Annotated in this window: 20 protein-coding genes and 2 pseudogenes; 14 read left to right on the forward strand and 8 right to left on the reverse strand. The window is 62.8% G+C overall.

The features are described 5' to 3' along the window. Window positions 1-36 precede the first annotated feature (36 nt). Entirely contained in the window at window positions 37-495 is a 459-nt protein-coding gene (locus tag AB5K84_RS15710) for a DUF433 domain-containing protein (RefSeq protein WP_182869028.1), read from the forward strand. A 270-nt stretch (window positions 496-765) separates the two neighbouring features. Here the strand turns inward: AB5K84_RS15710 and AB5K84_RS15715 are convergent, their stop codons facing one another. Beyond that, window positions 766-897: a hypothetical protein gene (locus AB5K84_RS15715; protein ID WP_257787575.1), complete on the reverse strand. Its 132-nt coding sequence runs from the start codon at window positions 895-897 to the stop codon at window positions 766-768. A gap of 461 nt (window positions 898-1,358) precedes the next feature. Here AB5K84_RS15715 and AB5K84_RS15720 point away from each other — a divergent pair, with 461 nt between their 5' ends. Genes AB5K84_RS15720 through AB5K84_RS15730 form a run of 3 tightly spaced genes read left to right on the forward strand, consistent with a single transcriptional unit; the run spans window position 1,359 to window position 2,424 of the window. After that, complete coding sequence (locus AB5K84_RS15720) at window positions 1,359-1,739, forward strand: hypothetical protein (RefSeq protein ID WP_162603675.1); 381 nt, start codon at window positions 1,359-1,361, stop codon at window positions 1,737-1,739. Next, complete coding sequence (locus AB5K84_RS15725) at window positions 1,693-1,920, forward strand: hypothetical protein (RefSeq protein WP_162603674.1); 228 nt, start codon at window positions 1,693-1,695, stop codon at window positions 1,918-1,920. The genes AB5K84_RS15720 and AB5K84_RS15725 overlap by 47 nt, the downstream gene beginning before the upstream one ends. Window positions 1,921-1,953: 33 nt before the next feature. Next, entirely contained in the window at window positions 1,954-2,424 is a 471-nt protein-coding gene (locus tag AB5K84_RS15730; RefSeq protein WP_244647617.1) for a hypothetical protein, read from the forward strand. Window positions 2,425-3,404: 980 nt separating this feature from the next. Here AB5K84_RS15730 and gspG read toward each other — a convergent pair. The 5 genes and pseudogenes from gspG to AB5K84_RS15755 all read right to left on the reverse strand — a co-directional run bounded on the left by gspG (window position 3,405) and on the right by AB5K84_RS15755 (window position 10,609). Then, window positions 3,405-3,879, reverse strand: a pseudogene (gspG, locus tag AB5K84_RS15735) (type II secretion system major pseudopilin GspG). Window positions 3,880-4,079: 200 nt separating this feature from the next. Beyond that, window positions 4,080-4,478: a MarR family winged helix-turn-helix transcriptional regulator gene (locus tag AB5K84_RS15740; protein ID WP_246790643.1), complete on the reverse strand. Its 399-nt coding sequence runs from the start codon at window positions 4,476-4,478 to the stop codon at window positions 4,080-4,082. A 1,893-nt stretch (window positions 4,479-6,371) separates the two neighbouring features. Continuing rightward, on the reverse strand, window positions 6,372-6,800 hold the full coding sequence (locus tag AB5K84_RS15745; protein WP_110116735.1) for a GlcG/HbpS family heme-binding protein: 429 nt from the start codon (window positions 6,798-6,800) through the stop codon (window positions 6,372-6,374). Beyond that, window positions 6,793-9,768: an FAD-binding and (Fe-S)-binding domain-containing protein gene (locus tag AB5K84_RS15750; protein ID WP_110116734.1), complete on the reverse strand. Its 2,976-nt coding sequence runs from the start codon at window positions 9,766-9,768 to the stop codon at window positions 6,793-6,795. Before AB5K84_RS15750 ends, AB5K84_RS15745 begins: the two co-directional genes overlap by 8 nt. 103 nt (window positions 9,769-9,871) lie before the next feature. After that, window positions 9,872-10,609 carry a GntR family transcriptional regulator gene (locus AB5K84_RS15755; RefSeq protein ID WP_162603673.1) on the reverse strand — a complete coding sequence of 246 codons (738 nt, stop codon included), beginning with the start codon at window positions 10,607-10,609 and terminating at the stop codon, window positions 9,872-9,874. Between the two features lie 133 nt (window positions 10,610-10,742). On the opposite strand from AB5K84_RS15755, the gene AB5K84_RS15760 reads away from it, so the two are divergent. The 4 genes from AB5K84_RS15760 to AB5K84_RS15775 all read left to right on the forward strand — a co-directional run bounded on the left by AB5K84_RS15760 (window position 10,743) and on the right by AB5K84_RS15775 (window position 15,437). Next, on the forward strand, window positions 10,743-11,942 hold the full coding sequence (locus AB5K84_RS15760; RefSeq protein WP_430640712.1) for a pyridoxal-phosphate-dependent aminotransferase family protein: 1,200 nt from the start codon (window positions 10,743-10,745) through the stop codon (window positions 11,940-11,942). Window positions 11,943-11,997: 55 nt separating this feature from the next. Further along, window positions 11,998-13,281, forward strand: coding sequence for an MFS transporter (locus tag AB5K84_RS15765; protein ID WP_110116731.1), 1,284 nt, complete (start codon window positions 11,998-12,000; stop codon window positions 13,279-13,281). A 117-nt stretch (window positions 13,282-13,398) separates the two neighbouring features. Continuing rightward, window positions 13,399-14,598, forward strand: a complete 1,200-nt coding sequence (locus AB5K84_RS15770; RefSeq protein ID WP_028173158.1) for a pyridoxal-phosphate-dependent aminotransferase family protein — start codon at window positions 13,399-13,401, stop codon at window positions 14,596-14,598. Between the two features lie 41 nt (window positions 14,599-14,639). Continuing rightward, window positions 14,640-15,437 (forward strand): enoyl-CoA hydratase/isomerase family protein, encoded by a 798-nt coding sequence (locus AB5K84_RS15775; RefSeq protein WP_110116730.1) that lies wholly within the window; start codon window positions 14,640-14,642, stop codon window positions 15,435-15,437. A gap of 87 nt (window positions 15,438-15,524) precedes the next feature. Here the strand turns inward: AB5K84_RS15775 and AB5K84_RS15780 are convergent, their stop codons facing one another. After that, window positions 15,525-15,899, reverse strand: coding sequence for a hypothetical protein (locus AB5K84_RS15780; protein WP_060908279.1), 375 nt, complete (start codon window positions 15,897-15,899; stop codon window positions 15,525-15,527). A gap of 1,327 nt (window positions 15,900-17,226) precedes the next feature. On the opposite strand from AB5K84_RS15780, the gene AB5K84_RS15785 reads away from it, so the two are divergent. The 6 genes from AB5K84_RS15785 (at window position 17,227) to AB5K84_RS15810 (ending at window position 21,438) form a co-directional block, all read left to right on the forward strand. Next, entirely contained in the window at window positions 17,227-18,201 is a 975-nt protein-coding gene (locus tag AB5K84_RS15785) for a Bug family tripartite tricarboxylate transporter substrate binding protein (RefSeq protein ID WP_162603672.1), read from the forward strand. A gap of 218 nt (window positions 18,202-18,419) precedes the next feature. Then, a complete protein-coding gene (locus AB5K84_RS15790) occupies window positions 18,420-18,962 on the forward strand; it encodes a tripartite tricarboxylate transporter TctB family protein (RefSeq protein WP_028173161.1) in 543 nt (180 codons plus the stop codon). Between the two features lie 12 nt (window positions 18,963-18,974). After that, window positions 18,975-20,495: a tripartite tricarboxylate transporter permease gene (locus AB5K84_RS15795; RefSeq protein ID WP_110116728.1), complete on the forward strand. Its 1,521-nt coding sequence runs from the start codon at window positions 18,975-18,977 to the stop codon at window positions 20,493-20,495. A 151-nt stretch (window positions 20,496-20,646) separates the two neighbouring features. Beyond that, window positions 20,647-20,781: a hypothetical protein gene (locus AB5K84_RS15800; protein WP_441232540.1), complete on the forward strand. Its 135-nt coding sequence runs from the start codon at window positions 20,647-20,649 to the stop codon at window positions 20,779-20,781. Window positions 20,782-20,826: 45 nt separating this feature from the next. After that, complete coding sequence (locus AB5K84_RS15805; RefSeq protein WP_246790642.1) at window positions 20,827-21,033, forward strand: outer membrane protein; 207 nt, start codon at window positions 20,827-20,829, stop codon at window positions 21,031-21,033. Window positions 21,034-21,063: 30 nt separating this feature from the next. Beyond that, complete coding sequence (locus tag AB5K84_RS15810) at window positions 21,064-21,438, forward strand: outer membrane protein (RefSeq protein WP_246790641.1); 375 nt, start codon at window positions 21,064-21,066, stop codon at window positions 21,436-21,438. Window positions 21,439-21,511: 73 nt separating this feature from the next. On the opposite strand, the pseudogene AB5K84_RS15815 reads toward AB5K84_RS15810, so the two are convergent. After that, a pseudogene (locus tag AB5K84_RS15815) lies at window positions 21,512-22,010 on the reverse strand (CoA transferase); the annotation flags it as partial. Window positions 22,011-22,020 lie beyond the last annotated feature (10 nt).

The raw sequence follows: 22,020 nt of genomic DNA on the forward strand, positions 1-22,020 counted from the left end.
TCGGACAAGCCGTTTATGCAAGGTCTTATTATGAGATTGCTGGATGCCCAAGTATGCGAGGGCGAGTTGCTGCTCGTCCTCCGCGGAGATTCCGCCGAGATGTTCACCGCTAAGGCGATGATCGCCGATATTCTCGGAACTAGGGTTCATCTCGTCACGCCGGGAATGATGCGCCGGATCAGGAGCGGCCAGAGCAAAGCCGGCGAATCCACGCTGGAGTTCCTCGCTCGGATCGCAATTATCGAGACCATTGCCGGCAGCCTCTCGGCGGATGAGCCGGTCATCGTGCGGTACTCCGGCGTAATGAGCGGCAATCCGGTCTTCCGGGGCACGCGCGTGCCGCCGGGGCCGGTCTTCGCGACACTGGCCAACAGATCGGCCGACGAGATCGTGCGCGTGGACTATCCCTCGCTCTCACCGGATGAGATCAAAACTGCCCTGCAGCAGGCCTGCCGTCTGCTCGAGCGCGATGCGCCGGTGGTGAAGCGGGGCTGAAATGACCCTTGTCTCCACCAAGAGCGACCGGACTACCTGCACACGGCTACGTCACAATGTTCGGCTCGGAGAGGGAGAGCTTAGGTACAGATGGACGTTTTCGGGTTAAACGACCTCACGGCTGCATTGGGTCTCCTCCATGGAGAATAGCTCACGGCCGCTGGGGCTCGAACGCCTTCGCGGCGAGCAAGATCGCTTCCCGCAAAATCGCAAAGACAAGCAGTCGAAGGAGCCGTACCTATCCGCTGGGCGCCGCGATCCTCTCTCGCATCACTGTCCGCGCTCCTCGGGATCGTGCGCGACGAACCCGAAGCGCAAGCCATTGAACTCGCGACCGGCGGCAGCCGCGACGAAATCCCCGGCCGGCCCTTCGCCGAGCCGGACCACGGGCGCAGATATCATCACCCCCAAGATCGAAGCTCAGTCCTGGCTTGCACCCGAGGCCCGATCGCGACTTTGGGAAGGGAAGAGGACGTCTTGCCGAGCTGCGTGCTTCGTTCACGTCGAAATCAGGATCTCGGGCAATTTTCGTGCGCGCTTGGAGACATCATTCTAGCCTCGCAAGTGTCTGCGTTGATTCGCAAAAATCCGATCGCACCGTATGATGCCTGTATAATACCGGCATTATGCCTGCGCGATAGACACTAACCGAGGTAATAAAGTTGCTCGCTGACTTATTGAGCCTCTGAGATCCATTTCGCGTCTTCGAACACCTGCCTTCACGCAAAGGCCCAACGCGTCGCTCACGGCCACGCATGCCCAGTCGGCTTGGGCTTTGGTTGCAGGGGCCTCGAAGGAGATCACAAATCTTGCTTCCAATGAAGGAGACTGCGATTGATTCCGCGGAAGCCAAAATATCTCTGGTGGGCGCCCTGGTGCGGCGCGTTCCGGCCGAGGGATACGACTCGATCGCCGGCGCAACCATCTGGACGGACTTCGACCTGTTCGGCGATCCGCATCGCGCCATGATGGTCGCGGTCGAACGGATGAATGATTTCCGCAAGGTTAGGATCGGCCGCTATGTCGAGCGCTTCCGGCCAAGCCACGCGCTGGCCCGGCACCGGCAGGCCCGCGCGTTCCTCGAACTGGAGATGCGCAAGCCGCGCGTGGGCAAGCTGGTCGTGATCACCCATCACGCCCCGCATCCTGGCGCTGCTTTGGCACCGTCAGATCCCCCGAGGCCGGACGATATCCTCAATGCGGCCTGCCGCAGCGACGGCCTTGATGCGGCCGGCGGCGGATGACGGGCGCGGCGCCTTGAGGCCCGCCGATCTCTGGGTCTACGGCCATACCCACGAGTCCGATGATACCGTCATCGGTGCAACGCGTGTGGCGTCGAACGCCAAGGGCTACGGACCCTGGATGCCACAACAGCGTACCTGGGACAACCGGAGCTTTGATCCCAACCTGATCAACGAGATCTGAAGGCAGAGCACTTATGAGTGAACGTTCAAGGTCATGTACGACACAAAAGAGGCCGAGGGCCTCACCGCTCTCTTCGTCTGGATCAAGACCACGACCGCGATCCCGGTGCGACACCCGGCGTTGCGCGATGCACTGGTCCAGGCCTCCCTCGATCCGCGGGTGCGGTCCATCGATTACGTCGCCTCAGCCCGCGTTGCGTTGGCGCAGGTCACGATCGATGCGGTCGTCGTCAACTATGAGGATGGCCCCTATTTCCTTGACGTTGTCCCAGCGCGGCGCATGCGCGACCTCGAGGACGAGGGCCTCATGTTGATCGCGCTAAGTGAACTCCAGCTCAAGCCGCTTGTTTTGACGGCCGAAGATATTCGGCGCGAACCGCGCCGCGCCAACGCGAACCTGGTCTGGTCCTACTGCGACGTGACTATTCCGATCGGGCTGCGCATTCGCATCATGCAGGTCCTCCTCGACGAGGGGCCAATGCCGCTCGGCCAACTGCTCAAGTAAGCGATCCCGCGCCGACGGTGATGGCGCTCGCCTGCGCCAATCTCGTCCATCTCGATCTCTCCGCCCAGCCGCTGAGCTTGACCACGCTCGTGCAACTTAGCACGCAAGCAGGCTACGAATGAACTCCGACGAAGAAATATGCGAACTGCCGGCTGCCGTCGAAGAGGTTGTCGCAATGGGAGCCGATCCGGCCGACTGTAACAAACACGTCGGCAACCCTACCTCGACTCGGCTCCGGTCCCTGTGATTGTCGAACCAGAGTGGAGATTGTTGGTCGCCGCCACCTCGGGCCCGAAAAGGCGGTCGCTCGGCACGCTACCGGGATGTTCATTGTGGCCGAATAAGCTCGCTCCCGGCCTCCGGAACGTGAACCGGAGTGCCCCGGCCGCGAAGCGGCGCAAAATATCGGTTTTCCCCGCATCCCTCGTCGGGCGTTATTGACTCTTCTCGCTACAGAGGTCCGACTAAGCCGCCAAGTGATCCTCAATCCCCTGATGTCGCCAAGGAGTTGTCCGATGAGTCGAAATGCTGCCAAGCCCGTTGCGGCTCGGCCCAAGCTTGTACTCCATACGCCCCCATTCAAGGACGGACGTCCAAACTGGGTCAAATATTGGTACATCGTAGACGGAGCCAGGCTGATCCCGACCGATAAGACCTATAGCGAGGAGAAGAGTGCACGCCGCCTCCTCGCGCAGCACGTGATGGCGAATGCCAAACGTCCCCGACGAGGCGTGGCGGCCCCACGAGTTCGCTAGTCGGCTCGGCGGCCGCTGTAGCTGTCGCGGGGCGGTGTTTCCCGATTTAAGAAGCACCAACGACGATTCGGGCAGAGTAGAAGCCCTGCACCGGCGGAGATCGAAGCCGCGATGGGTCACGTGATGGGGACGGGCGTATCGTGCTCGAAATCGAACGGCCGGGCGCCCAGAGCTCTGCCGATAGCACATCATGTGTCCCAATTGTGAGTCGTCGGGCGACGCGCACTATTTCTGCCAGTTGGCAATATCGGCAGCTTGCTCGGTGCCCCCCTCGCGACTGTCAGCTCCAAGGGATGCGAGGTCATACGCTAACCCATGCGTCCCCGGGAATGCATACGTATAGGGGTTTGCCCCAGGGATCGTTCGGAACCACGTTGCCTTTCAAGTAAGGGCCGTTCCGGCGCTCGACATTGGTCGGCTTCTGCACAAGCGCAGCCAATCCAACACCAGTCGCCGGATACGTGCCATTGTCGAGATAATGCAGGTCAAGCGCCTGGGCGAAGCCTTCGATTTGAATTCTGGCTGCCTTGATTTTCGATTCCGAAAGATGGTTGAGCACACGCGGGCCGACGAGGCCCACGACGAGACCTATGATGGTAATCACGACGAGCATTTCAACGAGCGTGAAGCCGTCCTGCTGTACCAAAAGGCGGTGAAGGGAGCGGTTTGACGGATTCAAACGATGCTGACGTTGGCGCATTACTCGACCTGACCTTGCTAGGAGACCGCAAGAAAAACTCGCTTGGACAGTGGATTGACGCCGCTCAGCCTTTGACCCACACCGCGACTCAGGAGTTGGCTCCGCATGCGCAATCATGCGCTCGATCGAGGCAAGCTATGGTCGCAGCTAGAGGTCCGCTTTCTGACGAGAATGCCGCGCGGATGATGGCTGCGCTTCCTTCAGGGATCCCGCATCCGGTCCAGCGCACGTTGCATTTCCCTGAAGCGGCGCGGTCCAATCCTTTCGGCGATCGCCGTCTCGCATCCGGCGATCGCCGGCCGTAAGCGGCCTAAGAGTGCGGCGCCGGCTTCGGTCAGATAAAGCACGTAGTAGCGGCGGTTGACGGCAGAGGCGGAGCGCTGCACCAGACCGTGCCGCTCCAGATGGTCCACTAGCCTTCCGATTCCAGCGCGATTAATCGATAGCGATTGCGCGATGGCGAACTGATTGGCGCCCGGATTGGCCTCGATCATGGACAGCACGAAGAATTGCGACGGGCCGATCCCAAAGGCCGCGAGCCGGCGGCTGACATCTTTGAACATCCAAAGTTGTGCCCGCCGGATGCGATCGATGAGCAAATGGGATAGATCCGCAGGGGCTAGCACCGCTGGCCCGGCCGGTTCTGCGGCTGGCGCGGCTCGCGGTGGCCTTGCGACGCGCGGCCGCCTCAGTCTCTTGGCGATGCGTCTCCTATCGCCTGCCTTCTCCGGCTCCATCGACGGCCACAATTGTGTTCGGGTTCAGCACGGCTAGAATCGAGTAGTTCCGGTGACGTTTATCATGATGCTCAAATCAAAAAAGGCCGCGTCGCAACAAGTTCATTTTTTTGCTTTCAGCCCAATCTTGACCAGCCGGCGGATGGCTTCGGAGCGTGAGGGAAGGTCCGCCTGTGCGCTGGCCCATTTGTCGACGGCAGTAGCGACATCGGGCGACAATCGGACAGCGGAGACGGGATAGACCCCACCAGCCTTCTTCGGACGCCCTCGAGATTTTTTGTTTACGGAAATTGATTTCTTCATATTTTCAGTTTACAGAAAATCGAGCCGAAACGGAAGTTGCAATTCCGCTCGGCCTAACCTGCACCATAAAGGGTTTTCAAGATGCCAAGGCTGACAGCGTGTATAGCACGCCACTTGCAAACTCGCCCATAGAACGGCCAGCGGATTCTGCTGGTGAGCTTTACGGTCGAACCGACATTTCCTCCGAGCAGTTCTTCCAAGCGCTCGGGCGCGCCCGACAGGCCGCCCGTGACGAAATTGAGCGGCTGATGACCGAACATCATCCGACCAGCGATCAGTGCTCAGAGCAACATGATGGCCGCAATGGCAATAGACTAGGATGCCACGCAGGCCCATTTTCTGCTTTACTCGAGCGACAGCAACCGCATCGCCAGTCCTCGATCGCTCAGGTGGAGCAGGACGTCGCGCCAATCGAGGCGGGCTGGAGACGCCTTCGGGGCCGGTTGCCGAGTAAATTTACGATCGGATCGCCGTTCTCGCGGCCCAGAACGGCCAATCGATAAGACTGGCAGATGCGCTATAGACCAGTAGGTTGCTTCTAGCGATAGGTCACCGATCAGATGCTGAGGTTGTTAGTGTTAGTCGCCTTGTTGCTGCTGCCGACAAATCCACTCGGGGCCGGCGCTACGATTGTCGGTGCTGGGTCTCAATCGTGCACGGCCTGGACGAACAGAGCCAAGAGCGCCGTTGTCAAGGGCGCTTTTGAATCTTGGGTCGTTGGCTTTATTAGCGGACTAAATGTTAGTGGTGATAGGGAAATTGTAGGTGGCGGCGATTTCGCCGCGATCGTCGGTTGGATGGATCGACGCTGCAAATCGCATCCTGCAGACCAAATCGGGATCGCAGCTCTAGATTTAGCGATGGAGTTAGCTGGCAGCGCGGCCAAGCGCTGACTTTGGATTGGCTGGATTCCACTTGGCTTGGCCGCTGTGCCGCAGACGCTTGCAATCGGTGCTCCCGATCGCAATCTAAAGTCCAAGCAAACGTCCGCCGGCTGCGGTTTCAATGCCAAGACGGTCACAGGCAACGGATCCTCTGGTGGAGGCTTATCCCAACCGGGAGCTCGTGCCCGGCGCGCCACGCGACTGCGATGGAGAGGACGGCGACAGGTTGGCGTGGCCGCGATCTAGACGAATGTGCCGGTGGCGTACGGTTAGGTCACTACAGTCGGCCGCTACCAACACTCTGGCAGACTTCGACAGGTGAGCTTCTTCAGCCGGTCCGTAATTCTCACACGGCGGGTCTTAGTGACGAGACAAGCGTGGTTTTTGAGATCGCGGCCCCTATCGATGGTCCGAACCTGCCCGCCGACGGCAACCTCTCGCCATGCCGTGCCAGGCGGTCGGGCTGTCCTGTAGCTGGGCGTGAGCTGCTTATGTTGTTTTCCCTCAACCGGCAGGCAACTTTCGGCATAGACGCACTCTTGTGCGTGGCGTACGAAGCGGGCGCGCGCTATCCCGGTTTGGCGTCTAGCCCCGCGGCCTCGATGCCGGCTATGGCACAGGCTTCGTCATTGTCGGAGGTGTCGCCGGACACGCCGACGGCGCCGAGCAGCGTTGTGCCGTCTATGATCAGCACGCCGCCGGGGACCGGCACCAGCGCGCCCTTGGCAATCGTGTTTACGGAGTCGATGAAATAGGTCTGCTCCTGCGCGCGCTGGTACAGCGCGCGCGAACCCATGCCCATGGCGAGGGCGCCATAGGCCTTGCCGTGCGCGATCTCGGCGCGCATCAGGCTGGTGCCGTCCTGGGCTGCTGCGATCTTGAGCACGCCGCGCGCGTCCAGGACGGTGACGACGAGCGGCTTCAGCTTCAGCTCGGTGGACTTTGCGAAGGCGGCGTCGAGGATCTTGCGGGCGGTGTCGAGCGTCAGTTCAGCCATGGTTGGGTTCCTTTGCAGCTGGAGAAGGGGAATTGGTCTTGGCGCGATCGAGGCTCATCGCCAGCACGCGCGCGACGTGAAGCGCTTCGCGCTTTGTGCCGTCGTGGATCTGGTGCCGGCAGGAAGTGCCGTCGGCGACGACCAGCGTCGCCTCGTCTGCGCGCCGCACGGCGGGCAGCAGCGACAGCTCGGCCATCTCGATCGAGGCGTCATAGGTCTCAGTGCCATAGCCGAAGGCACCGGCCATGCCGCAGCAGCTGGACTCGATGGTCTCGACCTCAAGGCCGGGAACGAGCCGCAGCACCTGCTCGACGGGCTTGAAGGCGCCGAAGGATTTTTGGTGGCAATGGCCGTGCACCACGGCCTTGTCGGCGACGGTGCCGAGCGGCAGTTGCAGCCGGCCGGCCTGGGCCTCGCGCACCAGGAATTCCTCGAAGGTCAGCGCATGGGCGCTGATGGCCTTGGCGTCATCGTCCTTGCGCAGCGAGGCAAGCTCGTCGCGCAGCGTCAGCAGGCAGCTCGGCTCGAGACCGATGATCGGCACGCCACGTGCAGCGAAGGGGGCAAAGGCGGCCATCAGCCGATCGAGCTCGGACCTGGCCTCGTCGACGAGACCCGCCGAGAGGAAGGTGCGGCCGCAGCACAGCGGGCGGCTGCCGCTTGCGGGCTTGGGCAGATGCACGCGATAACCGCCGGCCGCGAGTACGCGCAGCGCGGCGTCGAGGTTTTCGCGCTCATAGATGCGATTGAACGTGTCGGCGAACAGCACGACCTCGCGACCGCTCTCCGGGCCGACCGTTTCCGCAGGCGGCGCGAACACGTCGCTGCGGAAGGCGGGTAGCGCCCGCCGCGCGCTGATGCCGGCAAAGCGCTCGAACAGTTTTCGCAGCAGCGGGCTCCGATTGCGCAAATTCGCGAGCGGCGCGAGGCGCGAGGCGAGACCGGCATAGCGCGGAAGATAGCCGACCAGGCGATCGCGCAGCGTCAGGCCGTGGGTGGCTGCGCGTGCCGCGAGCACCTCGATCTTCATCTTGGCCATGTCGACGCCGGTTGGGCATTCGTGGCGGCAGGCCTTGCAGGAGACGCAGAGCTTTAGCGTCTCCATCATTTCGTCGGAGGACAACGCATCGGGGCCGAGCTGGCCGGAGATCGCGAGCCGCAAGGTGTTCGCGCGCCCCCGCGTCACGTCCTTCTCGTTGCGCGTGGCGCGGTAGGACGGGCACATCACGCCGCCCTCGAGCTTGCGGCAGGCGCCGTTGTTGTTGCACATCTCGACCGCGCCCTGGAAACCGCCGCCGGCGCCGGGATAGGCGGACCAGTCGAGTTTTGTCTTGAGCTCAGCGACGCGATAGTCGGGCTTGAAGCGGAACAGCGAGCGATCGTCCATCCTGGGCGCATCGACGATCTTGCCGGGATTGAGGACGCCCTCGGGATCGAAGCGCTGCTTCACCTCCCTGAAGTCGGCGACGAGGCGCTCGCCGAACATCGTCTCGTGGAACTCCGAGCGCACGAGGCCATCGCCATGCTCGCCGGAATGCGAGCCCTTGTATTCGCGCACCAGCGCGAAGGCCTCTTCGGCGATGGCGCGCATCGCCTTGACGTCCTTCTCCAGCTTCAAATTCAGCACCGGGCGCACATGCAGGCAGCCCTCAGAGGCATGCGCGTACATCGTGCCGCTGGTGCCATGCTTGGCAAAAACCTCGTTCAAGCGCGCGGTGTAGTCGGCGAGATGTGGCAGCGGCACGGCGCAGTCCTCGACGAAGGAGACCGGCTTGCCCTCCTGCTTCATCGACATCATGACGTTGAGGCCGGCGGCGCGGAAATCGGCGATGCCGCTCTGGAGCGCGGGCTCGATGATTTCGACCACGCCGCCCCATTTGCGCTTATCGTTATTCCAGCCGAAGCCGAGATCGCCCATCAGCTCGCCGAGCTGCTTCAGGCGCAGGAGATTGTCGGCCTGGTCCTCTTCGGCGAACTCGACCACCAGCACGGCGTCCGGATCGCCCTTGATCGCGGCCGAGATGATCGGCCTGAACATCGCGATGTCGCGGCCGAGCGCGATCATGGTGCGGTCGACCAGCTCGACCGCGATCGGCTTGAGCTTGACCAGATGCTGGGCCGCATCCATCGCCTCGTAGAAGCTGCCGAAATGGCAGACGCCGAGCGCCTTGTTGCGGATGACGGGCCAGAGCTTCAGCTCGACCTTGGTGGTGAAGGCCAGGGTGCCTTCGGAGCCGACCAGCAGGTGCGCCATGTTGTTCGGCGCATTGCGCGGCACCAGCGCATCGAGATTGTAGCCGCCGACGCGGCGCTGCACCTTTGGGAAGCGCGCGGCGATCTCGTCGGCCTCGCGGGTGCCGAGATCGAGCATGTCGCGGAACAAGGCGCGCGCGCTGTCGCTGGCCTCGACGTCGGAGAGATCGCGCGACACCTCGCCGAAGCGGCTGAGCGTGCCGTCGGCAAGCGCCGCCTCCATCGACAGCGTGTTGTCGCGCATGGTGCCGTAGCGCAAGCTGCGGCCGCCGCAGGAATTGTTGCCGGCCATGCCGCCGATGGTGGCGCGGGAGGCGGTGGAGACGTCGACCGGAAACCACAGGCCGTACTTCCTGAGCTGGCGGTTGAGGTCGTCCAGCACGATGCCGGGCTCGACCACGCAGGTGCGGTTCGCGACGTCGAGCGACGGGATGCGGTTGAGGTGCTTGGAGAGATCGACGACGAGGCCGTCATTGACGGTCTGGCCGCATTGCGAGGTGCCGCCGCCGCGCGGGGTGACCTTCAGCCCCTCGTCGCGGGCAATTGCCAGGGCCCGCAGTGCCTCGTCCATGGTCTTGGGCACGACCACGCCTGCTGGCACGATCTGGTAGAACGAGGCGTCGGTGGCGTAGCGGCCGCGGCTGAAGCGGTCGAACAGGACGTCGCCGGTTAATTCCGACCGCAGGCGCCGTTCGAGCGAGGAGGCGTTTGTCATCCCTGATCCCGGACTGACCCAGCGAGGCTCAGCCTTGTTGGGTTATTCATTATTGTTCATGACCGATTATATTATGAATTCAAAATGAGCAAGCCGGCCGCCGTCAGGGCGAGGCCGGCGCGTCCTCTTGGGGCTCGGTCAGGTGCTCGATCGCGGCCGTCCGCTTGTTGCGCAGGTGCTGGAACAGGATGTCGCTGAGCTCGCTGCCGGCGCGGCGGCGCAGCGCGTCGAGGATGGCCTCGTGCTCGCGCATGGCTTCCGCCCAGCGCTGCCGCTTGCGGGCGAAATTGGCGGAGTAGCGGACGCGGCGGATCCTTCCTGCGAAGTTGGCGTAGGCCGTCTTCAGCGTCTCGTTGCGCGCGGCCGCGACGATGCTCTCGTGAATGCGCTGGTTGGTCTGGAAATAGCCGTGCATGTCGCGGTGCAGATAGTGGCCGTACATCTCGTAATGCAGCTGCTCGATCGCGGTGATTTCCTCGTCCGTAATGGCCTCGCAGGCGAGGCGCCCGGCAAGGCTTTCCAGCCCTGCCATCACGTCGAACAGCTCCTCGAGGTCGCGCTGGCTGAGCTGGCGCACCCGCGCGCCGCGGTTCGGCAGCAGCTCGATCAGGCCTTCGGCGGCGAGCACTTTGAGCGCCTCGCGCAAGGGTGTGCGGGAGATGCCGAACATCTCGCAGAGCTGGCGCTCTGGAACGCGCGCGCCGTCGGGAATGTTGCCTTCCACCACGTAATCGCGCAGCCGCAGCAGGATCTCGCCGTGGAGCGATGCCTCCTGGCGGTCGCCGCCGTTTCCGGCGGGCGGGGTGATCGGAACCCCGGTGTCGGGAATCGTGGATTTCATTTGCAGCACAGTAGTTTGCCCGTTTGGTCACGTCGACGTTTACAATCGAATACCAAATTTCGATTGAAAGGACAAAAAATGAATGCAAAATAATCGCCAGAGCCGGCCAGAACCCGCCGACAGGGAGGTTTTCATGCACCAAGGACGCCATTTCCTTCAGATTCCGGGCCCGAGCCCGGTCCCCGAGCGCGTCCTGCGCGCCATGGACATGCCGGTCATCGACCACCGGAGCGCCGAATTCGGCGAGCTCGGCCGCACCGTGCTCGAGGGCAGCCAGAAGATTTTCCAGACCGCGGGGCCGGTGGTGATCTTCCCCTCGTCGGGGACCGGCGCCTGGGAGGCCGCGATCGTCAACACGCTGTCGCCGGGCGACCGCGTGCTGATGGTCGAGACCGGCCATTTCGCCACCCTGTGGCGCCAGATGGCGGGACGCTTCGGCATCGAGGTCGACTTCGTTCCCGGCGACTGGCGCCGTGGCGCCGATCCCGCCGTGATCGAGGCCAGGCTCACCGAGGACAAGGCGCGCGCGATCAAGGCCGTCATGGTCGTGCACAACGAGACCTCGACCGGCGCAACCAGCCGCATCGCCGAGATCCGCGCCGCGATTGATCGCACGGGCCATCCCGCGCTGCTGATGGTGGACACCATCTCCTCGCTCGGCTCGGTCGACTACCGGCACGACGAATGGAAGGTCGACGTCAGCGTGAGCTGCTCGCAGAAGGGCTTCATGCTGCCGCCCGGCCTCGGCTTCAACGCGATCTCGGAGAAGGCACGCGCAGGCGCGAAGACCAACAAGATGCCGCGCTCCTATTTCGACTGGGAGGAGATGCTGAAGCCGAACGCAAAAGGCTTCTTCCCCTACACGCCGGCGACCAACCTGCTCTACGGCCTGCGCGAGGCGATCGCGATGCTGCTCGAAGAGGGGCTCGACAACGTCTTCGCCAGGCATCAGCGGCTTGCGGCGGCCACGCGCGCCGCCGTCAATCATTGGGGCCTCGAGGTGCTGTGCCAGGAGCCTTCAGAGTTCTCGCCGGTGCTCACGGCCGTGCTGATGCCGCCAGGACATGACGCCGACCAGTTCCGCCAGATCGTGCTCGACAACTACAACATGTCGCTCGGCTCGGGCCTGTCGAAGGTCGCCGGAAAAGTCTTCCGCATCGGCCATCTCGGCGAATGCAACACGCTGACGCTGCTCGGCGCGCTCACCGGCGTGGAGATGGGCCTTTCGGTTGCGGGCGTGCCACATCGCTCCGGCGGCGTCGATGTCGCGATGAAGCTTTTGGAGCGCCCGCAGGGCAATGCGTCGCCGCATCTGAAGGTGGTCGGCACTTAAGTCGCGCGGGACACGCGGGCAGCAATCATAACAACAGCAATTCGGGAGGGGTGAGATGGGAGTTCGGTTCAAGGCCACGCATGTCGTGCTGGCGATGCTCTGCGCGATGTATTTCATCACCTATGTCGACCGGGTGAACATCGGAACGGCGGCGGGCGAGATCCAGAAGGAGCTGGGCCTGTCGAACACCCAGCTCGGCCTCGTCTTCTCGGCCTTCGCCTATCCTTATCTCCTGTTCCAGGTGATCGGCGGCTGGGTCGGTGATCATTTCGGCCCGCGCAAGACGCTGTTCTGGTGCGGCATGATCTGGGCGGCCGCGACCATCATGACCGGCTTCGTCAACGGTCTCGCCGCGCTGTTCGTCGCGCGCTTCGCGCTCGGCTTCGGCGAGGGCGCGACGTTCCCGACCGCGACGCGCGCGATGCAATACTGGACGCCGGCCAACCGCCGTGGCTTCGCGCAAGGCCTGACCCATTCCTTCGCCCGGCTCGGCAATGCCGTGACGCCGCCCGTGGTGGCGCTGCTGATCCTCTGGCTGACCTGGCGCGGCGCCTTCGTCGTGCTCGGCTTCGTCAGCCTCATCTGGGGCGTGATCTGGGTCTGGTACTTCCGCAACGAGCCGAAAGAACATGCCTCGATCACCGAAGCCGAGCTCGCCGCGTTGCCGCCGCGCCCGACCGGCGAGCGGCCGCGCGTGCCGTGGGGCCCGCTGCTCGGCCGGATGTGGCCGGTGACGCTGACCTATTTCTGCTACGGCTGGTGCCTGTGGCTTTATCTCAACTGGCTGCCGCTGTTCTTCAAGAACAACTACAGTCTCGACATCAAGAACTCGGCGCTGTTCGCCTCCGGCGTGTTCTTCGCCGGCGTGGTCGGCGACAGCGTGGGCGGCGTGCTGTCGGACAAGATCCTCGACCGCACCGGCAATGTCCGCCTGGCGCGGCTGAGCGTCACCGTTGCGGGATTTACGGGGGCGCTGCTCTTGTTGTTTCCGATCCTGTTCGTCCACGACATTACCATCGTCGCGCTGTGCCTGTCGGCCGGCTTCTTCTGCGCCGAGCTCGTGATCGGCCCGATGTGGTCGATCCCGATGGACATCGCCCCGAAATATTCCGGGACCGCCGCGGGAATCATGAACACCGGCTCGGCCTTCGCGGCCATCGTCTCCCCGCTGGTCGCGGGTTTCGTGATCGACGTGACCGGCAACTGGTACCTGCCGTTCCTGATGTCGATGGGGCTGCTGCTGCTCGGCGGCTTTTCCGCCTTCCTGATGCATCCGGAGCGTCCGTTCGCGGAGGCCGAGGGGAGGCTGCCGTCCGGAAGGGTGGTGGCCGCGGAATAGGGGGCGGCGGAGGCCCGCCGCCTGTGCATGGGAGGAGCCTTAAGGAGAGGGGACAAGCCGGTCAAATGGTGCTATTCGGCGGCCATCAAAATTAAGGCAAGACCGGGAAGGACGCCGATGACCGTGCATACTGGAAGGCATTTCCTACAGATTCCAGGACCGACCAACGTGCCCGACCGCGTGCTGCGGGCGATGGACATGCCGACGCTGGACCATCGCGGTCCGGAGTTCGCCGAGCTCGGCTTCGGCGTGCTTGCCGCGATGCAGCGCGTGTTCCGCACCAAGCAGCCCGTGATCATCTTCCCCTCGTCCGGCACCGGCGCCTGGGAAGCGGCGATGGTCAACGTGTTTTCGCCCGGCGACAAGGTCCTGATGTGCGAGACCGGCCAGTTCGCCGTGCTGTGGCGCGGCATCGCCGACAAGTTCAAGCTCGACGTCGACTTCATCCCGAGCGACTGGCGCCATGGTGCCGATCTCGCCGAGATCGAGCAGCGCCTTGCCGCCGACAAGCAGCACACGATCAAGGCGGTCTGCGTCGTGCACAACGAGACCTCGACCGGCTGCGTGACGCCGCCGCTGGAGGTGCGCAAGCTGCTCGATCGCGTCAAGCATCCGGCGCTGCTGATGGTCGACACCATCTCCGGCCTCGGCTCGATGGAATACGAGCACGACGCCTGGGGTATCGACGTCTCGGTCGCAGGCTCACAGAAGGGTCTGATGCTGCCGCCCGGCCTCGGCTTCAACGCCGTCTCGGAGAAGGCGCTCGCTGTCGCCAAGGCCAACCCGGGCATGCGCTCCTATTGGGACTGGCAGGAGGTCATCAGCTTCAACAAGCTCGGCACCTTCCCCTATACGCCCGCGACCAATCTGCTCTACGGCCTGCGCGAAGCGGTCAAGATGCTGGAAGAGGAAGGGCTGGAGAACGTCTGGACCCGCCACAAGCGCCACAGCGCGGCGACCCGCGCCGCGGTCAAGGTCTGGGGCCTGGAGACGCAATGCGCCGATCCTGCCGCGCATTCCCCTGCGCTGACCGGCGTGCGCGTGCCGGATGGACACGACGCCGACGCCTTCCGCAAGGTGGTGCTGGAAAACTTCGACATGTCGCTCGGCACCGGCCTGAACAAGGTCAAGGGCAAGGTGTTCCGCATCGGCCATATCGGCCATTTCAACGATCTGATGCTGATGGGCACGCTCGCCGGCGTCGAGATGGGCCTGGATCTTGCAAAGATTCCGCACCGGAGCGGCGGCGTGCTGGCGGCCATGGACGTCCTGAAGGGACGCGATGTGGTGCCGATGGCCAAGGCCCAAGTAGCTTAAAGGCGCAGGTGGCCTGAACTAACCCAGAAAGTGAGCGCGCGATGAACGCACCGACGACGACCAACGAAGACCTGCTCTACTCCGTCCAGGACGGCATCGCGCGGATCACCTTCAACCGCCCCCAGGCGCGCAACGCAATGACCTTTGCCATGTATGACCGCATGGCGGAGATCTGCCTGGAGATCAACGCCGACCGCTCGATCAAGGCGCTGATCCTGACCGGCGCCGGCGACAAGGCGTTCGCCTCCGGCACCGACATTTCTCAGTTTCGTGCGTTCGAGACCGCGCAGGATGCACTCGATTACGAGGCCCGCATCGACCGCGTGCTCGGCACGCTCGAGCAGTGCCGCGTGCCCGTGATCGCGGCGATCGCCGGCGCCTGCACCGGCGGCGGCGCCGGCATTGCGGCCTGCTGCGACCTCCGCATCGGGACTGAGACGACGCGAATGGGCTTTCCGATCGCGCGTACGCTCGGCAACTGCCTGTCGATGTCCAACATCAGCCGCGTCGTCGCGCTGGTGGGACCCGCCCGCACCAAGGATCTGATCTTCAAGGCGCGGCTGGTCGAGGCGCCGGAAGCGCTCGCCCTCGGCCTGCTCAACGAGGTCGTGCCCGACGTCGAGACGCTTCAGCGTCGCGCCGACGAGACCGCAAAGCTCGTCGCGAGCCACGCGCCGCTGACGCTCGAGGCGACCAAGGAGGCGGTCCGCCGCATCCGCCGCACGCTGTCGCGCGAGGAAGGCGAGGATCTGATCCTCAAGGCCTATATGAGCGAAGATTTCCGCGAAGGCATGGACGCCTTCCTCAACAAGCGGACGCCGGTCTGGAAGGGTAAGTAAAAACCAGATTGATACTGCAACTATCGAAGCCCGCTGTTCCCGTCCGGGAGTTCCTGGGTGGATTGGCGTTCAGGCCCTTTACTGCGCCTATTTCTCACGAACTTTTTGATAACCCGTAGCTTTATCAATGAGGCGTATCGTACCAGAGCCTTGGAGCTGCTCTGAGATAATTCGTACGCGGTCAGCGATGTAGCGCTGGGTGGCGTTTAGGACTCCGGCGCGTTGGGCGCGCGCAAAGACATCACAGACCTCCGGAAGCAAGTTCGCTGAGTAGCCGAACGCCTTAGCGCCTTGCTTAGTGCGGAATTCAATCTGCTTAGCGATCACAGCAAAGTCTTCGCCGATGAAGGGTTCTAGGTTCTGCAATGTCAAAAGAGAAGGCAGTTTGACGCCGCCCCGGTGATGCTGACGTCCTTTGGAGAGGCGACCTAGGCCCATCATGAAGCCACTGTACGTGATCACTCGCTGCCCATCGTTCAGTCAGAACGGCAGCCTCAATCTCGTGTCTCCAAATCGAATGTCGCCTTCATGCGTCGCCTGCGGCAAATGTCTCGCCCAACGGGCTTTAACGGCCTTGCGAGCAATCTCCCTCCGCTCGTCATCTGATAGCGCAGCTGCTCTTGCCATGCCGCCAGCGGCACGGGCGGGCACTCCCCACTGCACTCTCCACCGCGTTTTCCTCCGCTCGGGGTTGCGATCCGAGCTAACACTCTCCCTTGCACCCATATTTCAGGAGTGTGGTTGGGCCAGACAATCGCAAGCACGAAATTGCACAGACGTATACAAGCTGATGCGGGGAGCTGTTCGGCTGTAGGACGTTTCGGGGCACGGAACCAAAATTGGCCTTACGAAGCGGAGCTGACGGACAGCAACGTTACTCCTCGGGCCGCGCCGGCTCATCTAATGCGACCTTAACTCGTGCGGGTGAAGAGCAGTGCCAAACTGCTGTACAGAAAGCTTTCAATATCACGTCCTTGCACCCAATTTGTGGAACCGGCGGATACGTTGCCGTGAGAGCTTGCGCAACCCGTAGCGCTTGGTAGACATCCCGCTCCTCATAGAGCTTCGGACCAAAAAGGCCTCCCAGCAATCCGCCCCAAAAGCTATGCTTGTGAGACCGTATTAGGACTCCCTTTTTACCAACAGAGATCCAACAGGCGTCTCCGCTGTCTAAGACAATTGTCGCGTCGTGGCCAAATCTCTCGTTAATGTAGAGAAGCTGCGGCATATTTCTACCAACTATTGTCTTCGACAAATCCGCTTGAACCGACACTTCGGGGGGTAACCGATCTGCGATAAGGCTGTCGGCGAACTGCGGTGCTGCCGAGTCCAGCGCGGGGCGCGGGTATCGCATCGTTCTTTCTTTCGTCAAGCCGTCGTCTTGAATTCGATCGAACGGGCGGCATAGGCTCCGATACTTGTCATCATTTATTCGCAACTGGGCCTTAATCCTTCGCACGCGCGCCCATAGCGACCGTCTCCCTAGCCCCTCCGGACGTCGACACTCCGTGGATCAGGGGGGCGGTCGCAGGTCTTGCTCAGACCTCATCAACATCTGAGTTTCTGTTGCCGGCACAACGACACTCATGGACCGCGCGCTTGCTGCTCAATGTAGTAATTGACTTATTCTACTCAATTTTTGAATAAGTTGTTCTCATCCCAAAGTCATAAGCAATGTTGCGCCGCGTGGCTTGAATCCAGCCGAATTCGCCAGCACAATGGGCGCTGAATTCATCTCTGAATTTCCAATCCGAACAAGAAATTAGGGAAGACGCACGTGGGACATGGAATGAAGGCCACGATCGTGCTGGCGGCCGCGCTTTGTGGCACGCCGGCTTTTGCCGGCTGGGAACCGACCAAACCGGTCGAGATCGTGGTGGCGGCCGGTGCGGGCGGTGCTTCCGATCAGATGGCGCGAATGATGCAGGCCGCGATCCAGAAGAACAATCTGATGAAGCAGCCGATGGTCGTCTCGCTCAAGGGCGGCGCCTCGGGCGCGGAAGCGCTGATGTACATGAAGTCCAGCGAGGGTGACCCCAACAAGGTGCTGATCGCCTATTCGCTGATCTACATGCTGCCGCTGTCGGCGAAGATCCCGTTCAACTGGCGTGAGCTGACCCCGGTTTCGGTGATCGCGCTCGACCAGTTCGTGCTGTGGGACAACAGCGCCGGTCCCAAGACGGTGAAGGAATTCGTCGAGGCCGCGAAGGCGGCGAGCTCGCCGTTCAAGATGGGCGGCACCGGCTCCAAGCGCGAGGATCACGTGCTGACCGTGTTCCTGGAGCAGAAGACCGGCGCGAAATTCTCCTATCTGCCCTACAAGTCCGGCGGCGAGGCCGCGACCCAGCTCGTTGGCAACCATACCGAGGCCAACGTCAACAACCCCAGCGAAAACCTCGAAGTCTGGCGCGCCGGCCAGGTGCGTCCGCTCTGCGTGTTCGACAAGGAGCGCATCTCCTACACCAGCAAGGTGACGGACACGCAGTCCTGGGCCGACATCCCGACCTGCAAGGAGGAGGGCGTCGACGTCCAGTATCTGATGCTGCGCGCGATGTTCCTGCCCGGCAAGGTCACGGCCGAGCAGCAGGCCTTCTATGTCGAGCTGTTCCACAAGGTGACGCAGACCGCCGAGTACAAGGACTACATGGAGAAACAGGCGTTGAAGCCGATCTTCCTCACCGGCAAGGACATGGTGCAATTCCTCGAGGAGGACGATGCCATCAACAAGGCGCTGATGACGGAAGCCGGATTCGTCGCGAAGTAGCCGTCTCTCTTGCCCTCTCCCCGTTCTTACGGGGAGAGGGCAGGGTGAGGGGCGGTCTCGGCGAGTCCAGCTTTCCCCGTCCCCGCGGAGAGTCCCCCTCACCCGGCGCTTCGCCATAGTCGAGGCTTCGCTTCGGCGTCCTAGAAAATGGCAGTGGCCTCTGCCTCTCCCGGCAAGCGGGGGCGAGGTGACATCATTCCGGCTTTGCAAAGCAGCACATGTCCCAAACCGATATAGAAATCGTCGTCGACGATCCGACCGCGCCTGAAGAGGACTCGCCCTCCATCGTCAGCTCAGGCACGATCGAAATCCTTGTCTGCCTCCTGCTGCTCGCGCTGGCCATCACGCTCGGCTACGACAATTGGCGCACCGGGGCTTCCTGGGACGCAACCGGGCCAGAGCCCGGCTATTTCCCGTTCTATCTCTCCGTCATCCTCGGCGGCGGCAGCCTCTACGGCCTGATCGCGGCGCTCGTCGCGCGCCGCGCGGCATCCGGAAGCTTCGTCACGCGCGCGCAGGCCCGCCGCGTGATGGCGGTGTTCGTGCCGACGCTGCTGTTCTGTCTGGTGACGCAGTTCCTCGGCCTCTATGTCGCGAGCTTCTTGCTGATTGCGGCCTTCATGCGCCTCGTCGGCAAGATCGCGCTGTGGAAGTCGCTGCTCACCGCCTTCCTGTTCACGGCGATCATGTTCGTCACCTTCGACATCGCCTTCGACGTCATCATGCCGAAGGGGCCGCTCGAAGCGGCCTTCGGCCACTAGGACGGACCCGCGATGGAAGCTCTCGGTCTCCTGCTTCACGGCTTCGCCGTCCTGCTGACGTGGAAGACGCTCGTGCTGATGATGGTCGGGCTGGTGCTCGGCATCTTCGTCGGCGTGCTGCCGGGCCTCGGCGGCCCCAACGGCGTTGCGATCCTGTTGCCGCTGACCTTCACGATGGACCCGACCTCCGCCATCGTGATGCTGTCCTGTATCTACTGGGGCGCGCTGTTCGGCGGCGCGATCACCTCGATCCTGTTCAACATCCCGGGCGAGGCCTGGTCGGTCGCGACCACCTTCGACGGCTATCCGATGGCGCAGCAGGGCAGGGCGGCGGAGGCGCTGACCGCGGCGTTCACGTCCTCCTTCATCGGCTCGCTGGTCGCAGTGCTCCTGATCACCTTCCTCGCGCCGATGATCTCGTCCTTTGCGTTGAAGTTCGGCCCGCCCGAGTTCTTCGCGGTGTATCTGCTCACCTTCGGCTCCTTCGTTGGCCTGGGGCGCGAGGCCAAGCACAAGACGGTCATCTCGATGTCGCTGGGGCTGCTGCTCGCCGGCATCGGTATGGACACGGTGTCGGGCAATCTGCGCATGACTTTCGGCTCGGCCGAGCTCTTGCGCGGTATCAACTTCCTCGTCGCCGTCATCGGCCTGTTCGGAATCAGCGAGATCCTGCTGACGATGGAGGAGCGGCTGGCACTGCGCGGCCACGCGGCAAGCATCTCGCTGCGCGTCGTGCTCGGTGTCTGGAAGGACCTGCCGAAATACTGGGTGACGTTGCTGCGCTCCTCCTTCATCGGCTGCTGGCTCGGCATCACCCCGGGCGGGGCGATCGCGGCCTCCTTCATGGGCTACAATCTCGCCAAGCGCTTTTCCAAGGATCCGGAGAGTTTTGGCAAGGGTCGCATCGAGGGCGTGTTTGCGCCGGAAACGGCGGCGCACGCCTCCGGCACCGCGGCGCTGCTGCCGATGCTGGCGCTCGGCATTCCCGGCTCCGGCACAGCCGCGATCCTGCTCGGCGGGTTGATGGTATGGGGGCTCAATCCGGGGCCGCTGCTGTTCGTCGAGCACAAGGATTTCGTCTGGGGCCTGATCGCCTCGATGTATCTCGGCAACGTTGTCGGCCTCGTGCTGGTGCTGACGACGGTGCCGATCTTCGCATCGATCCTGCGCGTGCCCTTTGCGGCGGTGGCGCCGATGATCGTGGTATCCTGCGCGATCGGCGCCTATGCGATCCAGAACGCGATGTTCGACATCTGGCTGATGCTGGGCTTCGGCGTCGTTGGCTACGTTTTCAAGAAGATCGGAATTCCGCTGGCGCCGTTTACGCTCGCCCTCGTGCTCGGCAACCGCGCCGAGGATGCCTTCCGCCTGTCGATGATCGGCTCCGGCGGCACCCTGAAGGTGTTTTGGTCGAATGGGCTGGTCGGCTCGATCACGACACTGGCGATCGTGCTGCTGTTCTGGCCCGTGATCGACGGCTTGCTCGGCCGGGTCGGTTGGCGGCAGCGGGACAAATCGGCAATAAAAGATTGAGTTAGATCAAAGCCTTAGTTCTACCATGTCGCCGTAGTCCGGTCGCTGGCGCCTAGCGGTTGTTTCCCGATGTTGCTGTGGCGCGACAGCCGGGGCCGGGCTTTGTGCTTATGCTCCCCGTAGACTTTCTTGTTTTTCACGGGGCATTGCAATGAAGCAGGTTGTGATGGGAATTGTGGCGGCATCGCTGGTCGCGACCAGTGCATTGGCCGCTGATCTGGCGTCGAAGCCGTATGTGAAGGCCCCCGCCATGGCCGATCCGATCTGGAGCTGGACCGGCTTCTAAGCCGGCGCCAATGGTGGCTATGGCTGGGGCCGGTCGAATGCCTCGGTGAACATCCGACAGAACGTTGATGGAGGACTTGGCGGCGTTCAGGTCGGCTACAACTGGCAGGTCGATCCAAAATGGGTTTTGGGTGTTGAGGCCGATATTCAGGGCACGGGCTCGCGTGGACGTTCGATTGATCCGCTTCTGGCGGTCAGGATCGGTTCAGTTGGATTTTCCGGCTCGACCAACAGCAGCACAGATTTCCCGTAGTTTGCGACCTTCCGCGGTCGAGCCGGGCTTTTGGCTGATCCGAGCCTGCTACTCTATGCGACGGGTGGTTTGGCTGTTGGTGAGGTCAAGTTCGGCACTCAGGCGACGCTGACCGCACAGCTATTCGATGGAAACAGCAATACGCCCATCGGTGCGCCCATCACGGTCGTTGGAACGGCGGTTTCAGAGAGCAAGACTCGCTGGGGTTGGACCGCAGGGGCAGGTGTCGAGAAGAAGTTTAACCGCAACTGGTCAGCCAAGCTCGAATATCTCTACATAGACTTGGGATCGTCCACCTATTTTGGCGGGACCGTCAATTCGACCAGCGTCTCGTTCCACGATCATGTCTTGCGAGCTGGATTCAACTACGCTTTCAGCCCGACTCCGGTGGTCGCGAAGTACTGAAATCCAGAAGGCGTCAACGAGAAGCTAAGCCCGGCCTCGCGCCGGGCTTTGTCGTTCGACTGGTGTGAGACGGTCACACCACCTTGGCGTCCTTGAGCTTGGCAATCTCGTCCGTGCCGAAGCCGAACTCCTTCAGCACTTCCTCTCTGCTCGCCGAATTCCGGCGGCCGCGCCACCATCCTGCTCGGCGTGCGTGACAGCGTCACGGGCTGGCCGACCAGGCGGATATGGCGGCCCTCCTCGTTCGGCACGTCCTGCGCGATGCCGAGATGCTTGACCTGGGCGTCCTCGAACATCTGGTCGATGGCATAGATCGGCCCACAGGGCACGCCGGCCTCGTTGAGTTCGCGGACCCAGGTCTCGGTCGACTTCGTTACCGTGCGCTTCTCGATCTCGGCGTTGAGTGCGTCGCGGTTCTTGGAGCGGGCAGGGGCCGTCGCATAGTCGGGATGGGTATAGAGCTCAGGTGCGCCGATCGCCTGCGCGCAGCGTTCCCAGATCCGCCCACCGGTCGTGGCGATGTTGATGTAGCCGTCCGAGGTCTTGAACACGCCGGTCGGGACCGCCCCCGGGCCGCGGCTG

Origin of the sequence: Bradyrhizobium sp. 1200_D9_N1_1 (assembly GCF_052075915.1) — a bacterium.
GTDB lineage: Bacteria > Pseudomonadota > Alphaproteobacteria > Rhizobiales > Xanthobacteraceae > Bradyrhizobium > Bradyrhizobium diazoefficiens.

What these genes read in the sequence shown, in the direction of transcription:
- AB5K84_RS15755 (WP_162603673.1), bottom strand. Translation starts at nt 10,609, where the DNA reads ATGAAATCCACGATTCCCGACACCGGGGTTCCGATCACCCCGCCCGCC.
- AB5K84_RS15760 (WP_430640712.1), top strand. Translation starts at nt 10,743, where the DNA reads ATGCACCAAGGACGCCATTTCCTTCAGATTCCGGGCCCGAGCCCGGTC.
- AB5K84_RS15790 (WP_028173161.1), top strand. Translation starts at nt 18,420, where the DNA reads ATGTCCCAAACCGATATAGAAATCGTCGTCGACGATCCGACCGCGCCT.
- AB5K84_RS15800 (WP_441232540.1), top strand. Translation starts at nt 20,647, where the DNA reads ATGAAGCAGGTTGTGATGGGAATTGTGGCGGCATCGCTGGTCGCGACC.
- AB5K84_RS15715 (WP_257787575.1), bottom strand. Translation starts at nt 897, where the DNA reads ATGATATCTGCGCCCGTGGTCCGGCTCGGCGAAGGGCCGGCCGGGGAT.
- AB5K84_RS15770 (WP_028173158.1), top strand. Translation starts at nt 13,399, where the DNA reads ATGACCGTGCATACTGGAAGGCATTTCCTACAGATTCCAGGACCGACC.
- AB5K84_RS15750 (WP_110116734.1), bottom strand. Translation starts at nt 9,768, where the DNA reads ATGACAAACGCCTCCTCGCTCGAACGGCGCCTGCGGTCGGAATTAACC.
- AB5K84_RS15795 (WP_110116728.1), top strand. Translation starts at nt 18,975, where the DNA reads ATGGAAGCTCTCGGTCTCCTGCTTCACGGCTTCGCCGTCCTGCTGACG.
- AB5K84_RS15765 (WP_110116731.1), top strand. Translation starts at nt 11,998, where the DNA reads ATGGGAGTTCGGTTCAAGGCCACGCATGTCGTGCTGGCGATGCTCTGC.
- AB5K84_RS15745 (WP_110116735.1), bottom strand. Translation starts at nt 6,800, where the DNA reads ATGGCTGAACTGACGCTCGACACCGCCCGCAAGATCCTCGACGCCGCC.
- AB5K84_RS15730 (WP_244647617.1), top strand. Translation starts at nt 1,954, where the DNA reads ATGTACGACACAAAAGAGGCCGAGGGCCTCACCGCTCTCTTCGTCTGG.
- AB5K84_RS15785 (WP_162603672.1), top strand. Translation starts at nt 17,227, where the DNA reads ATGAAGGCCACGATCGTGCTGGCGGCCGCGCTTTGTGGCACGCCGGCT.
- AB5K84_RS15725 (WP_162603674.1), top strand. Translation starts at nt 1,693, where the DNA reads ATGCGGCCTGCCGCAGCGACGGCCTTGATGCGGCCGGCGGCGGATGAC.
- AB5K84_RS15775 (WP_110116730.1), top strand. Translation starts at nt 14,640, where the DNA reads ATGAACGCACCGACGACGACCAACGAAGACCTGCTCTACTCCGTCCAG.